Origin of the sequence: Mucilaginibacter mallensis, assembly GCF_900105165.1 — a bacterium.
GTDB classification, from domain to species: Bacteria; Bacteroidota; Bacteroidia; order Sphingobacteriales; family Sphingobacteriaceae; genus Mucilaginibacter; species Mucilaginibacter mallensis.
The window spans coordinates 645372-662002 of record NZ_LT629740.1; the positions used below are offsets into that span (position 1 = coordinate 645372).

The following is a 16631-nucleotide window of genomic DNA, read 5'->3' on the forward strand; positions in this document are numbered from 1 at the left end:
TAAAGCAGGGGACAAGAAAGGAACACCAGCGCATATGCGACAGCATAAAAAGCTTATGAACTCCGTCTTAAAAAAATAACGGCCCGTGGCTGCTGCCAAAAGGAAACTTATTAGTCCTCCCGTGTGTATGGTGATCACATATTTTATGATCCCGGTACATTTTTTGGTTTGGGTTTTGGAAGGACTGCGATTCTGAGCTACTAGTTTCAGTCTTATCAGGCTGAGAAACTAAAGTAATTTTCTTCTTCATGGCGACTTCTCCTGAATTTTAAGGGTTTAGAGCAATTGGTATATAAAGATAAGTATAAAACAGGCTCATTTGCAAGTAGTTTGTGAAGAAAAATTTGCTATGAATAAGATGGTTGATTTTGCTGTGAGATGGATAAAATATAGCTCATGAATTCCTCAAAATAGCAACGCCAAGCACGCCGGCTAAAAGTGATGCGCAGAGGATCCCGTATTTTGCCTGCTCAACCATTTCAGGATGGTCAAAGGCCAGTCCGGATATAAATAACGACATAGTGAAACCTACACCGGCCAGCAGGGCGACCCCGGCAATTTGTTTCCAGTTGGAGTTTTCAGGCAGTTGTGCGCCAAATTTTACTACCAGCCAGGTAGCCAGCAATACACCAACAAACTTGCCTAATATTAGGCCCGCTACTATACCAATGCTCACCGGGTTAACCAGCGATGAGAAAAAGTTGCTGTTAATTTCAATACCGGCATTTGCCAAAGCAAAAAGTGGCATTACCACAAATGCTACCCATGGGTGGAGTGCATACTCAACCTTTTGTAGCGGGGTTTCAGCCTCAGTGCTTAGATTTTTTATTTTCTCGATGATATAGTGTTGCTCCGGGGTCGATAGGGTACTATCGTTTGGCGCGGCTTCTTCAAAATCAGACACCAGCTTCGTTAGGTCTTTAGCATATTTTTTTTCATCGATCCTGGTGCGTGCAGGGATAGTAAATGCCACCAATACACCGGCTATAGTAGCGTGTACACCCGATAGTAAAAATGCCACCCAAACCCCAAACCCAATTATTAAGTAAAAAAGGATACTTCGTACCCCTAACTTATTGCCAATGAGTAGTATAGTTAACAGGCAAATCCCTATGGTTATTAATGGAAGCGATATATGTGCGCTATAAAATATGGCTATTACCAATACCGCGCCCAGGTCATCGGCAACAGCTAAGGCTGATAAAAATACTTTTACAGACGGCGGTACATGTTTACCGCCAAGTGAAAGCAGCGCCAGCGCAAAGGCAATATCGGTAGCCATCGGTATGCCCCAGCCATGTTCAGATGCCGTGCCTTTATTTATAAAAAAGTAAATAAGGGCAGGGAGCAGCATCCCGCCCAAAGCGGCAACCATGGGTAATGCGGCTTTTTTCATGGTTGACAGCTCGCCCGCCATAAATTCCCTTTTCAATTCAAGTCCGATCACAAAAAAGAATATGGCCATCAGGCCATCGTTTATCCAGTGGTGAAGAGGGTGGTCGAGCACATAATTGTCAAAGCCCATCGAAAAATGAATGTCCCATAGTGCATGGTACGAATGCTGAAAAGGCGAGTTAACCCATACAATGGCAGCTATAACACTTAAAAAAAGTACAATCCCGCTGGTATGTTCCTGGTGGATGAACTTGCTTATAGGGGCAGTGATTTTTTCAATCGGAGTTTTTTGGCTCATTATGGTAGAATTTATGATCGGGTATTTGATGTGATATAAAGATAAAATAATTGTCCTATTTGCAGCATCATGTATTTATTGAAAAAATGCTTCCCATACTATGTGGTCACATAAATAATATTAAAAAAGTTTTTGCAATCGATTGCAATTTTCAAGCTTTTTCTGATATTTACAAAATGCCAGGCTTATTTCCGGCAAGATCAGGTAAATCACCAATTATAGAACTTTAATGAAAGCAAGGCCCATCATTGTTATCGCTCTTTTGTTAACTATATTCTTTTCGGCACTTACAACGGCTTATGCCCAGGTACGCCTGCCTCAATTAATAAACGATGGGATGGTTTTGCAGCGCGATGCCAAAATTAAAATATGGGGATGGGCACAGCCGGGCGAAAAGATTACCATCAACTTTAATCATAGAAAATATACCACCACCACAAAGCCAAATGGTGAATGGCAGGTTGAAAGCTCAGCAATGAAAAGCGGCGGCCCTTACACTATGGATATAAGCGCGAGCAACCATATCACTATAAATGACATACTGATCGGCGATGTATGGTTTTGTTCAGGGCAATCGAACATGGTTTTGCCAATGGATAGGTTAACAGAGAGATATCCGGATGAAATTGCCGCTGCCAATTATCCGCAGATCAGGAACTTCTTTATTTCGACTATATCGGATGTAAGCAAAGTTCATGCTGATCTTCCACCCGGCAAATGGCTTGCCTGTAACCCTGAAAATGTGCTGCAGTTTGGCGCGGCTTCTTATTTTTTTGCAAAGCAGTTATATAATAAATACCATGTGCCTATTGGCATCATCAATTCCAGCGTTGGCGGTACACCCATACAAGCCTGGATAAGTGAAGATGGCATAAAAACAATCCCTGATTACAACCATCGCCTGGCAACAATAAAAGATACCGCGTTTGTAAATAAGGTTAATCAGCAGGCATTGCTGGCTAAACGCAATAAAAGCAAGTATATTAAGGTTACCGACCTGGGTTTAACCGGCCCTAAAACATGGTACGATACCACTTATAAACCCAAAGGCTGGAACCATTTCTGGCTACCCGGCTATTGGGCCGACCAAGGTGTGAGCGGGCTTAACGGGGTAGTATGGTTCAGAAAAGAAATTAATGTGCCTACGGCGATGACAGGAAAACCCGCTAAAATTTACATGGGCCGCATTATTGATGCTGATAATTTATATGTGAACGGCGTACTTTGCGGTAATACCACTTACCAATACCCACCGCGCAGGTATAAGCTGAGTGAAACTATATTAAAACCAGGCAAAAATATAATCACCATACAGGTAATAAATACCGCTGGCAAAGGTGGTTTTGTGCCGGACAAAGCCTATTATTTAGCCGTAGGAAAAGATACGATCGATCTTCGCGGCGACTGGCAGTATAAGGTTGGGCAGGTGTATACTCCCGGAAGTAATGGTTCTTCGGATTATGCTTTTTCAGCGCAAAATGAACCAACAGGTTTATACAATACCATGGTTGCCCCGGCTATAAACTATGCCATAAAAGGTATCGTATGGTATCAGGGCGAAACAAATGCTAATAAATCCCAAGAGTACAATTTGTTATTAACAACGCTGATTGCCGACTGGCGCAGCAAATGGCAGCAGCCAAATCTGCCTTTTATCTATGCGCAATTGCCCAATTTTATGGAAGTAAAATATTCGCCCACAGAAAGCCAGTGGGCCGAGCTCAGGCAACAGCAGTTGGAAGCGATATCAATATCAAACACGGCTATGGCTGTTACTATTGGTGCCGGTGAATGGAATGATATTCACCCGCTCAACAAAAAAGTTGTAGGTGAAAGGCTGGCCTTGGGTGCCGAAAAGATAGCTTATCACGATCTGTCAGTAATAGCATCCGGGCCGATTTATCAATTGGCAAGCATTGATGGGAACCGGATTGTTCTAACATTCAGTGATATTGGCGGCGGGCTCATCGCCAAAGATGATACCACGCTTTCGCAATTTGCAATAGCCGGTGCCGACCATAAGTTTTATTGGGCCCATGCCGCTATCGAAAATAATAAAGTTGTAGTTTGGAGCAGCGATGTCACTGATCCTTTGTATGTTCGTTACGCATGGCAGGATAATCCTGAGGGAGCAAATCTATACAACAAAGAGGGCCTGCCTGCATCGCCATTTACTACTGAACCCAATAAAATAGTCATAAAATGAAGATCAACATCATCGTATTTTTCCTGTTATTACTATCGGCCCAAATAGTTAAGGCGCAGGATTCAACTTTATGGAACCATAAACAATGCGCCGTGGTGCTTACTTATGATGACGCGATAGATGTTGACCTGGATAATGTACTGCCGGTCTTGGATTCCCTTAAACTCAGGGCTACATTTTATCTCATCGGTTCATCGCCGGTAGTGAATAAAAGAATTAATGAGTGGCGCAAAGCAGCGAAAGAAGGAAATGAATTAGGCAACCACTCGCTTTATCACCCCTGCGATGGCAGCCTGCCCGGCCGTAGTTTTGTTACGCCCGATAACGACCTGAGCAAGTACACCGTTTACCGGGCCGTAAGCGAAATAAGAACCAATAACACCCTGCTCAAAGCAATTGATGGTAAGGATATCAGAACATTTGCCTACCCCTGCGGAGATCTGAAAATTGGTGATGTGTATTTTTATAATCAGCTCAAAAATGATTTCGCCGGAGCGCGAGGCGTTAGTCCGGGCCTGCAAACTGCAAAGCAGGTTGATCTAACCAATATTGATTGCTATGGCATCAATGGGCAATCGGCAGATTATATGATCGACCTGGTTAAAAAAGCTATGCAAACGCATACGCTTTTAGTATTTCTTTTCCACGGAGTTGGCGGCGGTCATAGTATTAATGTCGACTTGAAAGCGCATAGTGAACTGCTGCATTTTCTTAAACAAAATGAAGGCAAAATCTGGGTAGCCCCAATGGTTGATGTTGCAGAGTACATCAAGAAAAACCAGTAACAACTATGGTTTTTTGCCTATTTCGTTTCTGTTGATTTTTTACTGGTTGATGAACGGATAATGAGGTTTGGCTTAATGCTGATGGTTTTTGGCTGAATGGCTATCTCCTTGATATTCATCTCTTCAAAATATAAATTCGCTATCGTTTTCCCCATAAAAAAACTGTATTGATCTATGGTGGTAATAGATGGGCTGGTGATCTCTGTAAAAGCCTCGTTGGAGTAACCGCAGATGCCCAATTGTTCAGGAACCTTAAAGCCGATATCTGTAGCTACCTCTAAAACGCCCAATGCCGAAAAATCCGAAGTAGAAGCAAAAACCGCGTCAGGCGGATTGGAAAGACTGAGCAATTTGCGTGTGGCTTTTGCACCAAGCTCTTTTGTCCATGCATTTTTAACGATCAACTCATGAATAACCGGCAAATTATACTTTTTTAGAGCGGCCAGGTACCCTGCTTTGCGCTGCTTGAATATGCTTAAATGCTGCGGGCCTTCCAACAGCGCTATCCTGCCATATCCCTGCTCAATCATGTGCGATACTGCTTCAAGCGATGCCTGCTCATTATCATTAATAACCTTTAATGTTTCCAGTTCATCCACCACACGGTCGAATTGTATAAGCTGGATCCCATGATCTATCACATTTTTTAAATGCTGGTAATCGTGGCCATCGGCCGAGATGGAGATCACAATACAATCAACCTGCTGGTTTATAAGTGTATTTATACATTTAACTTCCTTTTCATGTTCCTCGTTTGATTGGCAGATCACCAGGTTATAGTCCTTTTCATAAGTTGCCTCTTCAATACCGGCAATTATGTTGGAGAAAAAATTCTGGTTGATCCGCGGAACTACTATTCCAATTGTTTTGGAATGACCGTTACGCAGGTTGGTGGCTAATATATTCCGTTTATAGTTGAGCTCGGCAGCTGTTTTTAGTACCAGCGCCCTTGTTTTTTCGCTTACGTAATTACTATTGTTTAAGGCTCTTGATACGCACGAAGCGGTTAGATTAAGCTTTTCAGCTATATCATAAATGGTTGTTCTTTTCTTTCTCATGTAGGTTTCGAGTAAAAATAAAAAAATATCAGCAATCGATTGCATATATTAAAAAATTTAAATTACTTTCGTTAAATCCTTTGCCAATTATAATTAAGGAAGACAGTACAGCTATCAGCTATAAAATGCTAGTAAAAGAAATTGATAGGAGTGTTTCGACTGGAAAAGATCATCATTTTTCATGTTTGATGCCTTTATCGGGTAGTTTTATTACCATAAGATTTTATGGAAACGCATTTTTTTTGAGTTTAAAAACAATCGATTGTCGATTATTGAGGGCAAAGCTTATTTAGCTATCAATTAAGAAAAAAAAATCTATAATAAAAAAACAATAATTACAGCAATGGGAAGCATAATAACAGGAGACAAAGAATTTTTCAAGGGTATAGGTCAGGTAAAATACGAGGGTGCGCAATCGACTAATCCCTTAGCCTTTAAATGGTATGATGAGAACAAAGTAGTGGCCGGAAAAACCATGAAGGACCATTTACGCTTTGCCTGCGCCTACTGGCACTCCTTTGTAGGTAACGGTGCCGATCCTTTTGGTGAACCCACCCACATCTTTGCCTGGGATGCAAAAACAGATGCCGTAGAACGTGCCAAAGATAAAATGGATGCCGCCTTTGAATTCATCACCAAAATGAATCTGGGATACTACTGTTTCCACGATGTGGATGTAGTGGATTACACCAATGATGTAAAAGAAAACGACCGCCGTTTACAAGCTTTGGTAGACTATGCTAAACAAAAGCAAGCCGCCAGCGGTGTAAAGCTGCTTTGGGGAACAGCCAACCTGTTCAGCAACCGTAGGTATATGAACGGTGCCTCCACCAACCCGGATTTCCATGTTTTGAGCCATGCTGCAGCACAGGTAAAAGCAGCACTGGATGCTACCATTGCCTTAGGTGGTGAGAACTATGTATTTTGGGGTGGCAGAGAAGGCTATATGTCCTTACTAAATACCGACATGAAACGCGAGCAGGAACATTTCGCCAAATTCCTGCATACGGCAAAAGACTATGCCCGCAAGCAAGGCTTTAAAGGCAATTTCTTTATCGAGCCAAAACCATGCGAACCCACCAAACACCAGTATGATTATGATGCAGCCACCGTATTAGGCTTTTTGCAGAAATACGACCTGCTGAATGATTTTAAACTGAACCTGGAAGTAAACCACGCTACCCTGGCGGGCCATACCTTTCAGCATGAGTTGCAGGTAGCTGTTGATGCAGGAATCCTGGGTTCAATTGATGCCAACCGTGGTGATAACCAGAACGGCTGGGATACCGACCAGTTCCCGAATGATATCAATGAAGTGACCGAGGGCATGCTGATCATCCTGGAAGCCGGTGGCTTTGGTGGCGGCGGTATAAACTTTGATGCCAAGATCCGAAGAAACTCAACCGATCCTGAGGATCTGTTTTATGCCCACATTGGTGGTATGGATGTTTTTGCAAGGGCGCTAATCACTGCGGATAATATCCTGCAAAAATCAGACTACAAAAAACTGCGTAAGGACCGTTATGCTTCCTACGACAGCGGCAGCGGTAAAGACTTTGAGAACGGTAAACTTACCCTTGAAGACCTGCGCCAGTATGCTATTGACAATGGCGAACCTAAAGCTATCAGTGGCAAACAGGAATATTATGAGAATATCATTAATAGTTTTATATAAAAACCTATTTTAGGCGGCTGATATAACCAATCAGTCGCCCTTTAACCAATTTAAACCAAGAAAGAACCAAAACATGAATTCACTCAGTACGCGCGATTACATAGTATTTTTAATATATTTTGTAATCGTGGCCTCCTACGGCTTATGGGTATACCGCAGGAAAAAACAAGCAACCACATCAACAAAAGATTATTTTTTAGCTGAAGGGTCGTTGACCTGGTGGGCTATCGGCGCGTCATTAATTGCCTCCAATATATCGGCAGAGCAGTTTGTGGCCATGAGCGGTAACGGTTTTACCATGGGCCTGGCCATATCAACCTATGAGTGGATGGCTGCACTTACGCTGATCATCGTAGCCGTATTTTTCATCCCTGTTTATCTTAAAAATAAGATCTTCACCATGCCGCAGTTCCTGCATCAGCGGTATAACAGTACGGTAGCCATGATTATGGCGGTATTTTGGTTGTTGTTGTATGTGATCGTGAATTTAACATCTATCCTTTACCTTGGCGCTATTGCTATACATGGTATATCAGGTGTTGATTTTAGCGTATGTATTGGTTTACTGGCCTTATTTGCCGTTATTATCACACTGGGTGGTATGAAGGTAATCGGCTATACCGATGTTATCCAGGTGTTCTTTTTAATATTGGGTGGTTTAGTAACTACCTATATAGCGGTTACCGCCGTAGCGGCTCATTACGGAAAAACCGGTATAACAGAGGGTTTATCATTATTATACCATCAGGCCAACGACCACTTCCACATGATCCTTAAAAAAGATAACCCAAGCTACGGCGATCTGCCGGGCCTGACCGTTTTAATTGGTGGTATGTGGATAGTGAATTTAAATTACTGGGGATGTAACCAGTACATTACCCAAAGGGCTTTAGGTGCTAACTTAAAAACAGCTCGTGGCGGTATTTTATTCGCTGCATTTCTTAAGCTTTTAATGCCCTTAATAGTGGTATTGCCGGGTATAGCGGCGTATGTATTGTACAAACAAAACGTGTTTGATGCGCTTAATACCGCCAGCATTACCAGTAACCACGATAATGCTTACCCTGTATTGTTGAACCTGTTGCCTACTGGTATTAAAGGTTTATCTTTTGCAGCTTTAACAGCCGCGGTTGTTGCTTCACTGGCCGGTAAAGCCAATAGTATTGCAACCATTTTTACATTAGATATCTATAAAAAGAAGATCAATCCTGAAGCTACCGACAAAAAACTGGTAACGGTTGGAAAGATCACTGTAGTTGTAGCCATGATATTGGGTGTGGTTATTTCTCCTTTTTTAGGTATTGATAAAAAGGGCGGCTTTCAGTTTATACAGGAGTATACCGGCTTTGTGTCACCGGGTATTTTTGCCATGTTCATATTGGGCTTCTTCTGGAAAAAGGCATCTTCAAATGCGGCCTTATTTGCGACCATTGGCGGTTTCGCCTTCTCGGTATTCTTTAAGTTTTTACCAAAAATTGCCGATCTTTCATTCCTGGCGCCAACTGGTTTCTCATTTAAGAACGCGGATAGCGGCCTTTATGAAATTCCGTTCCTCGACAGGATGGGCTTTGTTTTTGTGATCTGTATCATCGGTATGATCATCATCAGCTTAGCCGATTATGCGAAGGGTAAAAAGACCAACGGCCTGGAGATCGACGCAAAAATGTTTAAAACATCCAACTCGTTTGCAGTGGGTGCACTTATAGTTTGCGGCATATTGGTTGCACTATATTCATTCTTCTGGTAACAGAATACTTGTTCATAAGATAAAAAAGCGTGGACAATGTGCGATTCCCTCCCTTGGAGGGTGGAGGGAGGGGTTTCTGTTACTTTTATGACGAATAAACCCCTCCCTGCCATTTCAAATCCAGCCGCACCCCTCCCACGGGAGGGAATTTATCTGAAAACAATTCTGATGTACAGATAACAGAAATAAAACCAATAAAAAAGCGGGTGAGTACAATACTCACCCGCTTTTTTTATGTATCAATATCGCAGTTGGGACAACTAAGAAATTCAAACTGTTTTTCTTCTTTTAACATCTCCAGTAACCATTCTCTTTTTTCAGTATCACTCATTATAGTATCTTTACTATAAATACCTTAAACCTTAAAATAAGATGGAGTTTATTCAAATACCTTTACCAGATTTTAGTTTTGATGAGATAGCAAAAGAAAAAGCAAAGTCTATTATTCAACATGTATTGCATCAAAGTAGCTTAATGCAGTATTTCACTGGCAGTAATCTCGGATTAAAAGACAGACTGGAAATCCAAGTTTCTGAGCTATATGAAGATTATGAAAGATTAATATGTATTGTAGAGCTATTGAATTTTCTAGTAAAAGAAGAAAGTATACTCAAAAACAACATTAGCTTTAACACAAGAGACCCATCCCAAATAGCTACAGGATTTAATAAAATCAGGTACGTACTTTATTCATTAGCTAAGAAAAGTGCCAACTACACCTTTGATAAAAACACCTTCTCACTTGAAGAAATAGCAGATATAAACTCAAAAATTGACAATATTACATATACCCTAACAAAATTAGAAGCTGGGCAAGAGGTAATATTTAACGAGTTTGAAGAAATTAAATCTCATATCAGTAGTGAATTTGAAGCATTAAAAAGTTTACCTGTATTGGGTAAAAAAACATTTTATGAATTGATGTTTGGGAAAATTGCAACATTCACTGGCGACAAAATAGCAGACGAAATTTTCAAAATATTGACCCCACAAATAATTGCCTTGTTAACATTACAAGCACCGCATCTTGTGGAGGGATTTCAGAAGTTAATCAAGTAGCTTAAATTATGAAAGGACATTTTAATGGATAATAATTTAGAAACCGTAAATAATATCACGGATAAACTTGATTGGGGTATTCGTTCCCTCAAAAAAATACAAATCTCAAATCACGATAAGCTTGAAATTCAAGATAATTTTTGGAGTTTTTTGACAGCTTTTCAAAATGCGTGGAACTATTATAATCACTTAATTGCTTTAAAGAATCCTTCATTAAATTCAAAACAAAGAAATAAGGTCGGTATTGAACTTATAGAGAATTGGAAGAAAAGTAAACTATCCGATCAGGAAATTGCAGCGTGGGATATTCTAAATAAATTAAGAAATACTGATACACACCTCAAGCCTGTAAAACCTGAAATTATTGAAAGAGAATTAATGTTAGTTACTGATATGGGATTCTATTTGGTAGATGATCAGGGACGGTTTTTGTCAGCAGGTGCAATAATTAAATATTATATCTATTTCAATGAAGCGGAGCATGACATTATAGAATTAGCTGAACATGGTGTGAGCGCAATTAAAAAATTAATTGATTTCATACCAACTTTAGTTTAATTAAACTCTCTTGTCCCAACTGCGATATTGATATCTTTTTTTAAGTCTACTTTCAGACTATCCTTTTCTCTTTGACGAGTCGCGGACTATCATTTCCGACCGTAGTATCAGGCTGTGGGTTTGTTTCAAATCAGCATTATCGGTTAAGTGCCCCAGTAATAATTTCGCGGCAACTTCGCCCATTTCAAATCCTTTGTAATCAATAGTAGTTAGTTGTGGCCTAACAACACTCGACATCGGGTCGTTATTAAAACCTGCAAATGCTATATCCTCAGGAACCCGCATACCCGCATCCATTAAAAATTGCATACAACCCACCGCGCTGATATCGTTAGCCGCAAATACAGCATCGGGTTTTATCTCCATATTTAATATAGTGCTTCCTGCATCCTGCCCGCCCTGTGTGGTTAAATCGCTGATAATTAATAATTCATCATCAAAGGGCAGGTTATGATCTTCCAAAGCTCGTTTATAGCCATTATAGCGCTCTATATATACATTCCTTAACTGGCTGCCGCCTATATGTAGTATTCTTTTACAGCTCTGCTCAATTAAGTGGCTGGTAAGCTGATAGGCTGCCTTATAGTTATCAATAAAAATATTGGGGAATTGTAAATGCTCCTGAACCCGGTCAAAGAAAATTACGGGTATATTTTTAGTAATGAACGGTTCAAAATGATCAAGGTTGTCCGTATTATAAGCCAGCGAAACCAGCAAGCCATCCACACGGTTGTTGAACATAGCCCTGGCATTGCTTATCTCTTTCTTCATGCTTTCGAGCGATTGGCTGATGAAAAGGTTGTAATTAGATTCATTGATCACCTTTTCGATCCCCGCTATTACATCCGACATGAAATAACTATTCAGCCTTGGCACTATCACCCCGATTATATTACCTCGTTTGGTTCTTAAACTGCTGGCAAAAGGATTGGAGCGATAGCCCATCTCAGCGGCAACAGCCAGTATTTTCTTTTTGGTCTTGTCGTTGATCTTCGGGTGGTCCTGTAAGCCCCGGCTAACAGTGGTCGCTGAAATATTAAGTTTTTCGGCAATATCATAAATGGTAACTTCTTTGCGGGGCTCGCTCATAATTTTTTAAAGTTATAAATAATCGGTTGCATTATTTAAAAGCCTAAATATATCATATTGAATTAAAAATTTACAAGGTCTAGAAAATTCATGAGTTCAATCAGGAATTATTTTATCAAAATATAATGCAATCGATTGCATAGATTCAATTTTATTTCTACCTTTCAACCGGAAAACCAATTATAAACTTAGTAAAAGTTACACGTTCATTTACCAATAACATTTGGGCACGGCTTTTTTAAAAAACCACATATGAGAGAAATTAGAATTTTGATTTGCCTGTTTATGATGAGCATCTCAGGTATTGTTAAGGCGCAAAGTATTTATTTGGATACTACAAAAACTTTAGATGAACGCGTAAACGACCTGGTATCAAAACTAACCCTGGATGAAAAAGTTCACCAGATGATGAATGTAAGTCCGGCTATACCGAGGCTTAATATTCCCGAATATGACTGGTGGAACGAGGCCTTGCATGGCGTTGCCCGTGGCGGCGTTGCAACCGTTTTTCCGCAGGCTATTGCCTTTGGTGCTACTTTTGATGATAAGCTTATTAACCAGGTTTCAACCGCCATATCAGACGAAGCCCGTGCCATGTACAACGCTGCACAGGCTGATAACTACCACCTGCGATTTGATGGCTTAACTTTCTGGACCCCCAATATTAATATTTTCCGCGACCCAAGATGGGGCCGGGGGCAGGAAACCTATGGAGAGGATCCCTATCTCACTGCTACAATAGGTGTTGCCTTTGTAAAAGGTATGCAGGGTAATGATCCCAAACATTTAAAAGTTGCTGCTTGCGCCAAGCACTTTGCTGTACATAGCGGCCCTGAGCGTTTGCGCCATGTTTTTAATGCGCAGGCATCGTCAAAAGACCTTTATGAAACTTATTTGCCTGCTTTTAAGGCTTTAGTAAATGCGCATGTTGAAGCTGTTATGTGCGCCTATAACCGTACCAATAATGAGCCTTGCTGCGGTAGTAATTTATTGTTGGATAGTGTGCTGCGCGATCAATGGCATTTTAAGGGACATGTAGTTTCAGACTGCGGCGCTATTGCTGATTTTTATATGGGGCACCATGTGGTGCCCGGTCAGCCTGAAGCTGTTGCGTTGGCGGTTAAACATGGGGTTGATCTGAATTGCGGCGACGAATACCCTGCCTTGGTTGAAGCCGTAAAAAGAGGCCTGATAACCGAAAAAGAAATTGATGCGGCATTAAGCACATTGCTTAAAACCAGGTTTAAGCTGGGTATGTTCGATCCTAAAGGCAGCAGCCCTTATGATAAAATATCAACAGATGTAATTAACAGCCCTGAACACAGGCAGCTTGCCAAACAGGTAGCGCTTGAATCAATTGTAATGGTTAAAAACAATGGTGTTTTACCATTAAGGAATGACCTGCCAAAATATTTTGTAACAGGCCCTAATGCAGCAAACGAAGGAGCGCTGATTGGTAATTACTATGGTATCAACCCACAAATGACCACCATAATGGAAGGCCTTGCTTCAGGCATTTCACCCGCCAGCGAAATGCAGTACAAGCAAGGGATATTACTGGACAGGCCAAATGCAAACCCAATTGACTGGACCACCGATGACGCCAAGGCATCGAATGTTACCTTTGTGGCCCTGGGTATTACAGGTTTGCTTGAAGGCGAAGAGGGTGAAGCCATCGCATCCCCAAATTTTGGTGACAGGCTGGATTATAACTTGCCACAAAACCAGATAGATTTCTTGAAAAAGCTAAGAGCCGGTAATAAAAATAAGATTGTTGCCATAATTACCGGTGGCAGCCCTATGAACCTGGCCGAAGTACAGGAACTGGCTGATGCCGTATTATTGGTTTGGTATCCGGGCGAAGAAGGCGGTCACGCTATTTCTGATATCGTATTCGGTAAGGTTTCACCTTCGGGGCGTATACCGGTTACTTTCCCAAAATCGCTTGACCAGTTACCTGCTTACGAAAATTACAGCATGAAAGACAGAACTTACCGTTACATGACTGCTGAACCTATGTACCCTTTTGGCTTTGGGTTGAGCTATACATCTTTTGCTTATTCACCGCTAAAACTATCGGCAGCACAGGTTAAAAAGAACATAACGGTACAAGCTGAGTCAACAGTAACCAATAATGGGAAAACGGAGGCCGATGAAGTGGTGCAGCTGTATATCACTAATCCTGATGATGGTGAAAATCCTTTATTTTCGCTTAAAGGCTTTAAACGTATACACTTAAAACCGGGAGAATCACAAAATGTGCAATTTGCGCTTACCCCCGACATCTTAAAAAGTATAAATGATGATGGTAAGGCTATACAGTTAGCTGGTAATTATCATGTATACATTGGCGGCTCGCTGCCTACAAAAAGAAGTGAAGATTTGGGCATGCCTAAATGTGCTGATGTTATTTTGAAAGTTAAATAAATGAGCACCTATGTTTAGCAATTTAGAACAAACATTCCGCTGGTTTGGCCCGGCTGATCCGGTAACGCTAAGCGCCATAAGGCAAACCGGCGCAACAGGTATTGTTACCGCGTTGCACCATATCCCCTGTGGTGATGTATGGAGTACGGATGAAATAAAACATCGCAACGCGGTGCTTAATGCCGCTGGTTTTAACTGGTCGGTAGTGGAGAGTGTAAATATCCACGAAAGCATAAAAACAGCCGGGAGTTCAAGGGATGAGTATATTGATAAATACATCGCCACCCTTAAAAATCTGGGTGGAGCAGGCATAAATGTGGTTTGCTACAACTTTATGCCCGTGCTCGATTGGACACGCACTAACCTCGATTTCAGACTGCCAAATAATGCTTCGGCATTACGTTATTCTGCGCCTGCGCTTGCCGCTTTTGATCTTTATATCCTTGAACGCGAAGGCGCCTGGCGGGAATTCAGCGAACAACAAAAGCAAAATGCGAAAGAGTATCTCGATGGCATCAGCGCCGAAGAAAAAGAACTGCTGATCAATACCATAATGGCAGGCTTACCGGGTACCGATGAAGTATTTACCATTGCCGAATTTAAGGAGCACCTTAAAAGATACGAGCATACCGATGCTACTAAACTGAAAGAGAATCTGTCGTATTTTTTAAATGCGATTGTGCCAACTGCTGAGGAGCAGGGCATAAAAATGTGTATCCATCCCGATGATCCGCCGTTCCCGATACTGGGATTGCCAAGGGTTGTTTGTATGGAGAAGGATTTGGAAGATGTGATAAATGCTTGTCCATCCCCCAATAATGGCATTACATTTTGTACCGGCTCATTAGGGGCAAATGATGCTAATGATTTGCCGGGCATAGTTAGCAGATTGGGCGAACACATACATTTTCTGCATTTACGCAATGTACAGCGTGAGGCCGATGGCAGCTTTTACGAAGCGGATCATTTAGGAGGCAGTAACGATATGTACGCCATTATGAAAAATGTGATCCTCGAACAAAAGAAAAGAATTGTAGCCGGCCGCGATGATATAGCCATCCCCATGCGCCCGGATCATGGGCATAAAATACTGGATGATTTTAATTATAAAACTTACCCGGGTTACTCGGTAATTGGCAGGCTGAAAGGGCTGGCGGAACTGCGGGGACTGGAGATGGGTATTAAAAACAGCATTGGTTAACGTTATTAAACTAAAATACAATCATCATGATAAAGAAATTCTTAGCTTTTTCTATTATACTTCAATTATGCACAGTATTTACGCGGGCGCAAACCATGCATACAGTGGGTTTAAAAGATTATTATAAAGATTACTTCCCCATCGGCGTAGCAGTTTCCGCACAGGATCTTCAAAACCCCGATGAGGCTAAACTTATAGTTCAGCAGTTTAATAGCATAACTCCTGAGAACGCTATGAAAATGGGACCTATCCATCCCGAAGAAAATCGTTACAATTGGAAGGATGCTGACGCGATCGTAGCCTTTGCACAGGCAAATGGCCTGCGGGTAAGGGGGCATAATCTTTGCTGGCATGAGCAAACGCCCGCCTGGTTTTTTAAGGATGATAAAGGCAATTTAGTAACCAAAGAAGTATTGCTTAAACGCTTGAAAGATCACATTACTACGGTAGTTAACCGGTACAAAGGCAAAATATATGCCTGGGATGTAGTTAACGAAGCTATTGATGACGATAGTACCAAGTTTTTACGTAACTCGCTCTGGTACCAGATCTGTGGTGGAGATTTTATTATCAAAGCCTTTGAATACGCGCATGAGGCCGACCCCAATGCTGTTTTATTTTACAACGATTACAATACCGAGCGCCCCGAAAAAAGGGACAGAGTTTACAAACTGCTAAAGCTATTAATTGATGCCAAAGTGCCTATAAACGCGGTGGGTATACAAGCACACTGGTCAATTTATGAGCCATCACAAGCAGATCTTATCGAGACCATTAAGAAGTTTTCTTCATTGGGTTTAAAGGTGCAGGTAACAGAGCTCGATATGTCTATCTACCCATGGGAAAAGAACAGGCGCGCTATGAGGCCGGGTGAATCAGATGCATATACCCCTGAACTGGAACAAAAACAGGGAGCCCAATACGCCAATGTGTTTAAGATCTTCCGCGACTATGAAGACGTAATTACAGGTGTAACCTTTTGGAATATTTACGATGGAAAGACCTGGCTCGATACTTATCCGGTGGCAGGCAGGAAAAATTATCCTTTACTGTTCGATCAAAACATGCAGCCTAAAAAGGCTTACTGGAAAGTGGTTGATTTTAAATAGTTTGATTGTATAAATTTATATTGC

Annotated in this window: 12 protein-coding genes; 9 read left to right on the top strand and 3 right to left on the bottom strand. The window is 41.4% G+C overall.

The features are described 5' to 3' along the window. Positions 1–394: 394 nt before the first annotated feature. Positions 395–1693 (bottom strand): Na+/H+ antiporter NhaA, encoded by a 1299-nt coding sequence (gene nhaA, locus BLU33_RS02730; protein WP_091368908.1) that lies wholly within the window; start codon positions 1691–1693, stop codon positions 395–397. Between the two features lie 229 nt (positions 1694–1922). Between nhaA and BLU33_RS02735 the strand changes: the two genes are divergently transcribed. Both BLU33_RS02735 and BLU33_RS02740 read left to right on the top strand, forming a co-directional pair. Beyond that, a complete protein-coding gene (locus BLU33_RS02735; protein ID WP_091368911.1) occupies positions 1923–3899 on the top strand; it encodes a sialate O-acetylesterase in 1977 nt (658 codons plus the stop codon). Continuing rightward, on the top strand, positions 3896–4684 hold the full coding sequence (locus BLU33_RS02740; RefSeq protein ID WP_091368914.1) for a polysaccharide deacetylase family protein: 789 nt from the start codon (positions 3896–3898) through the stop codon (positions 4682–4684). The genes BLU33_RS02735 and BLU33_RS02740 overlap by 4 nt, the downstream gene beginning before the upstream one ends. Positions 4685–4701: 17 nt before the next feature. Here the strand turns inward: BLU33_RS02740 and BLU33_RS02745 are convergent, their stop codons facing one another. Further along, positions 4702–5742: a LacI family DNA-binding transcriptional regulator gene (locus tag BLU33_RS02745; protein ID WP_091380109.1), complete on the bottom strand. Its 1041-nt coding sequence runs from the start codon at positions 5740–5742 to the stop codon at positions 4702–4704. Between the two features lie 343 nt (positions 5743–6085). Between BLU33_RS02745 and xylA the strand changes: the two genes are divergently transcribed. The 4 genes from xylA (at position 6086) to BLU33_RS02765 (ending at position 10781) form a co-directional block, all read left to right on the top strand. Continuing rightward, complete coding sequence (gene xylA, locus BLU33_RS02750; RefSeq protein WP_091368917.1) at positions 6086–7417, top strand: xylose isomerase; 1332 nt, start codon at positions 6086–6088, stop codon at positions 7415–7417. 73 nt (positions 7418–7490) lie between these two features. Then, positions 7491–9164 (top strand): sodium/sugar symporter, encoded by a 1674-nt coding sequence (locus BLU33_RS02755; protein ID WP_091368920.1) that lies wholly within the window; start codon positions 7491–7493, stop codon positions 9162–9164. 372 nt (positions 9165–9536) lie between these two features. Next, positions 9537–10223 carry a hypothetical protein gene (locus BLU33_RS02760; RefSeq protein ID WP_091368923.1) on the top strand — a complete coding sequence of 229 codons (687 nt, stop codon included), beginning with the start codon at positions 9537–9539 and terminating at the stop codon, positions 10221–10223. A gap of 24 nt (positions 10224–10247) precedes the next feature. Next, positions 10248–10781 carry a hypothetical protein gene (locus tag BLU33_RS02765; protein WP_091368926.1) on the top strand — a complete coding sequence of 178 codons (534 nt, stop codon included), beginning with the start codon at positions 10248–10250 and terminating at the stop codon, positions 10779–10781. 57 nt (positions 10782–10838) lie between these two features. On the opposite strand, the gene BLU33_RS02770 is transcribed toward BLU33_RS02765, so the two are convergent. Beyond that, the gene (locus BLU33_RS02770) at positions 10839–11870 is read right to left on the bottom strand and encodes a LacI family DNA-binding transcriptional regulator (protein ID WP_091368929.1); all 1032 of its coding nucleotides are present in this window, start codon (positions 11868–11870) and stop codon (positions 10839–10841) included. A gap of 252 nt (positions 11871–12122) precedes the next feature. On the opposite strand from BLU33_RS02770, the gene BLU33_RS02775 reads away from it, so the two are divergent. From BLU33_RS02775 to BLU33_RS02785, 3 genes are read left to right on the top strand one after another with little or no spacing between them, the layout of a single operon-like run. Beyond that, the gene (locus BLU33_RS02775; RefSeq protein ID WP_091368933.1) at positions 12123–14297 is read left to right on the top strand and encodes a glycoside hydrolase family 3 N-terminal domain-containing protein; all 2175 of its coding nucleotides are present in this window, start codon (positions 12123–12125) and stop codon (positions 14295–14297) included. 10 nt (positions 14298–14307) lie between these two features. Then, positions 14308–15498 carry a mannonate dehydratase gene (gene uxuA / locus BLU33_RS02780; protein ID WP_091368936.1) on the top strand — a complete coding sequence of 397 codons (1191 nt, stop codon included), beginning with the start codon at positions 14308–14310 and terminating at the stop codon, positions 15496–15498. Between the two features lie 26 nt (positions 15499–15524). Continuing rightward, complete coding sequence (locus BLU33_RS02785; protein ID WP_091368939.1) at positions 15525–16607, top strand: endo-1,4-beta-xylanase; 1083 nt, start codon at positions 15525–15527, stop codon at positions 16605–16607. Positions 16608–16631: the final 24 nt, after the last annotated feature.

Bases quoted from the DNA above. Each gene is read 5' to 3' on its own strand.
- BLU33_RS02755 (WP_091368920.1), top strand. From the start codon at position 7,491: ATGAATTCACTCAGTACGCGCGATTACATAGTATTTTTAATATATTTT.
- uxuA (WP_091368936.1), top strand. From the start codon at position 14,308: ATGTTTAGCAATTTAGAACAAACATTCCGCTGGTTTGGCCCGGCTGAT.
- BLU33_RS02740 (WP_091368914.1), top strand. From the start codon at position 3,896: ATGAAGATCAACATCATCGTATTTTTCCTGTTATTACTATCGGCCCAA.
- BLU33_RS02770 (WP_091368929.1), bottom strand. From the start codon at position 11,870: ATGAGCGAGCCCCGCAAAGAAGTTACCATTTATGATATTGCCGAAAAA.
- BLU33_RS02775 (WP_091368933.1), top strand. From the start codon at position 12,123: ATGAGAGAAATTAGAATTTTGATTTGCCTGTTTATGATGAGCATCTCA.
- BLU33_RS02765 (WP_091368926.1), top strand. From the start codon at position 10,248: ATGGATAATAATTTAGAAACCGTAAATAATATCACGGATAAACTTGAT.
- BLU33_RS02785 (WP_091368939.1), top strand. From the start codon at position 15,525: ATGATAAAGAAATTCTTAGCTTTTTCTATTATACTTCAATTATGCACA.
- nhaA (WP_091368908.1), bottom strand. From the start codon at position 1,693: ATGAGCCAAAAAACTCCGATTGAAAAAATCACTGCCCCTATAAGCAAG.
- xylA (WP_091368917.1), top strand. From the start codon at position 6,086: ATGGGAAGCATAATAACAGGAGACAAAGAATTTTTCAAGGGTATAGGT.
- BLU33_RS02735 (WP_091368911.1), top strand. From the start codon at position 1,923: ATGAAAGCAAGGCCCATCATTGTTATCGCTCTTTTGTTAACTATATTC.
- BLU33_RS02760 (WP_091368923.1), top strand. From the start codon at position 9,537: ATGGAGTTTATTCAAATACCTTTACCAGATTTTAGTTTTGATGAGATA.
- BLU33_RS02745 (WP_091380109.1), bottom strand. From the start codon at position 5,742: ATGAGAAAGAAAAGAACAACCATTTATGATATAGCTGAAAAGCTTAAT.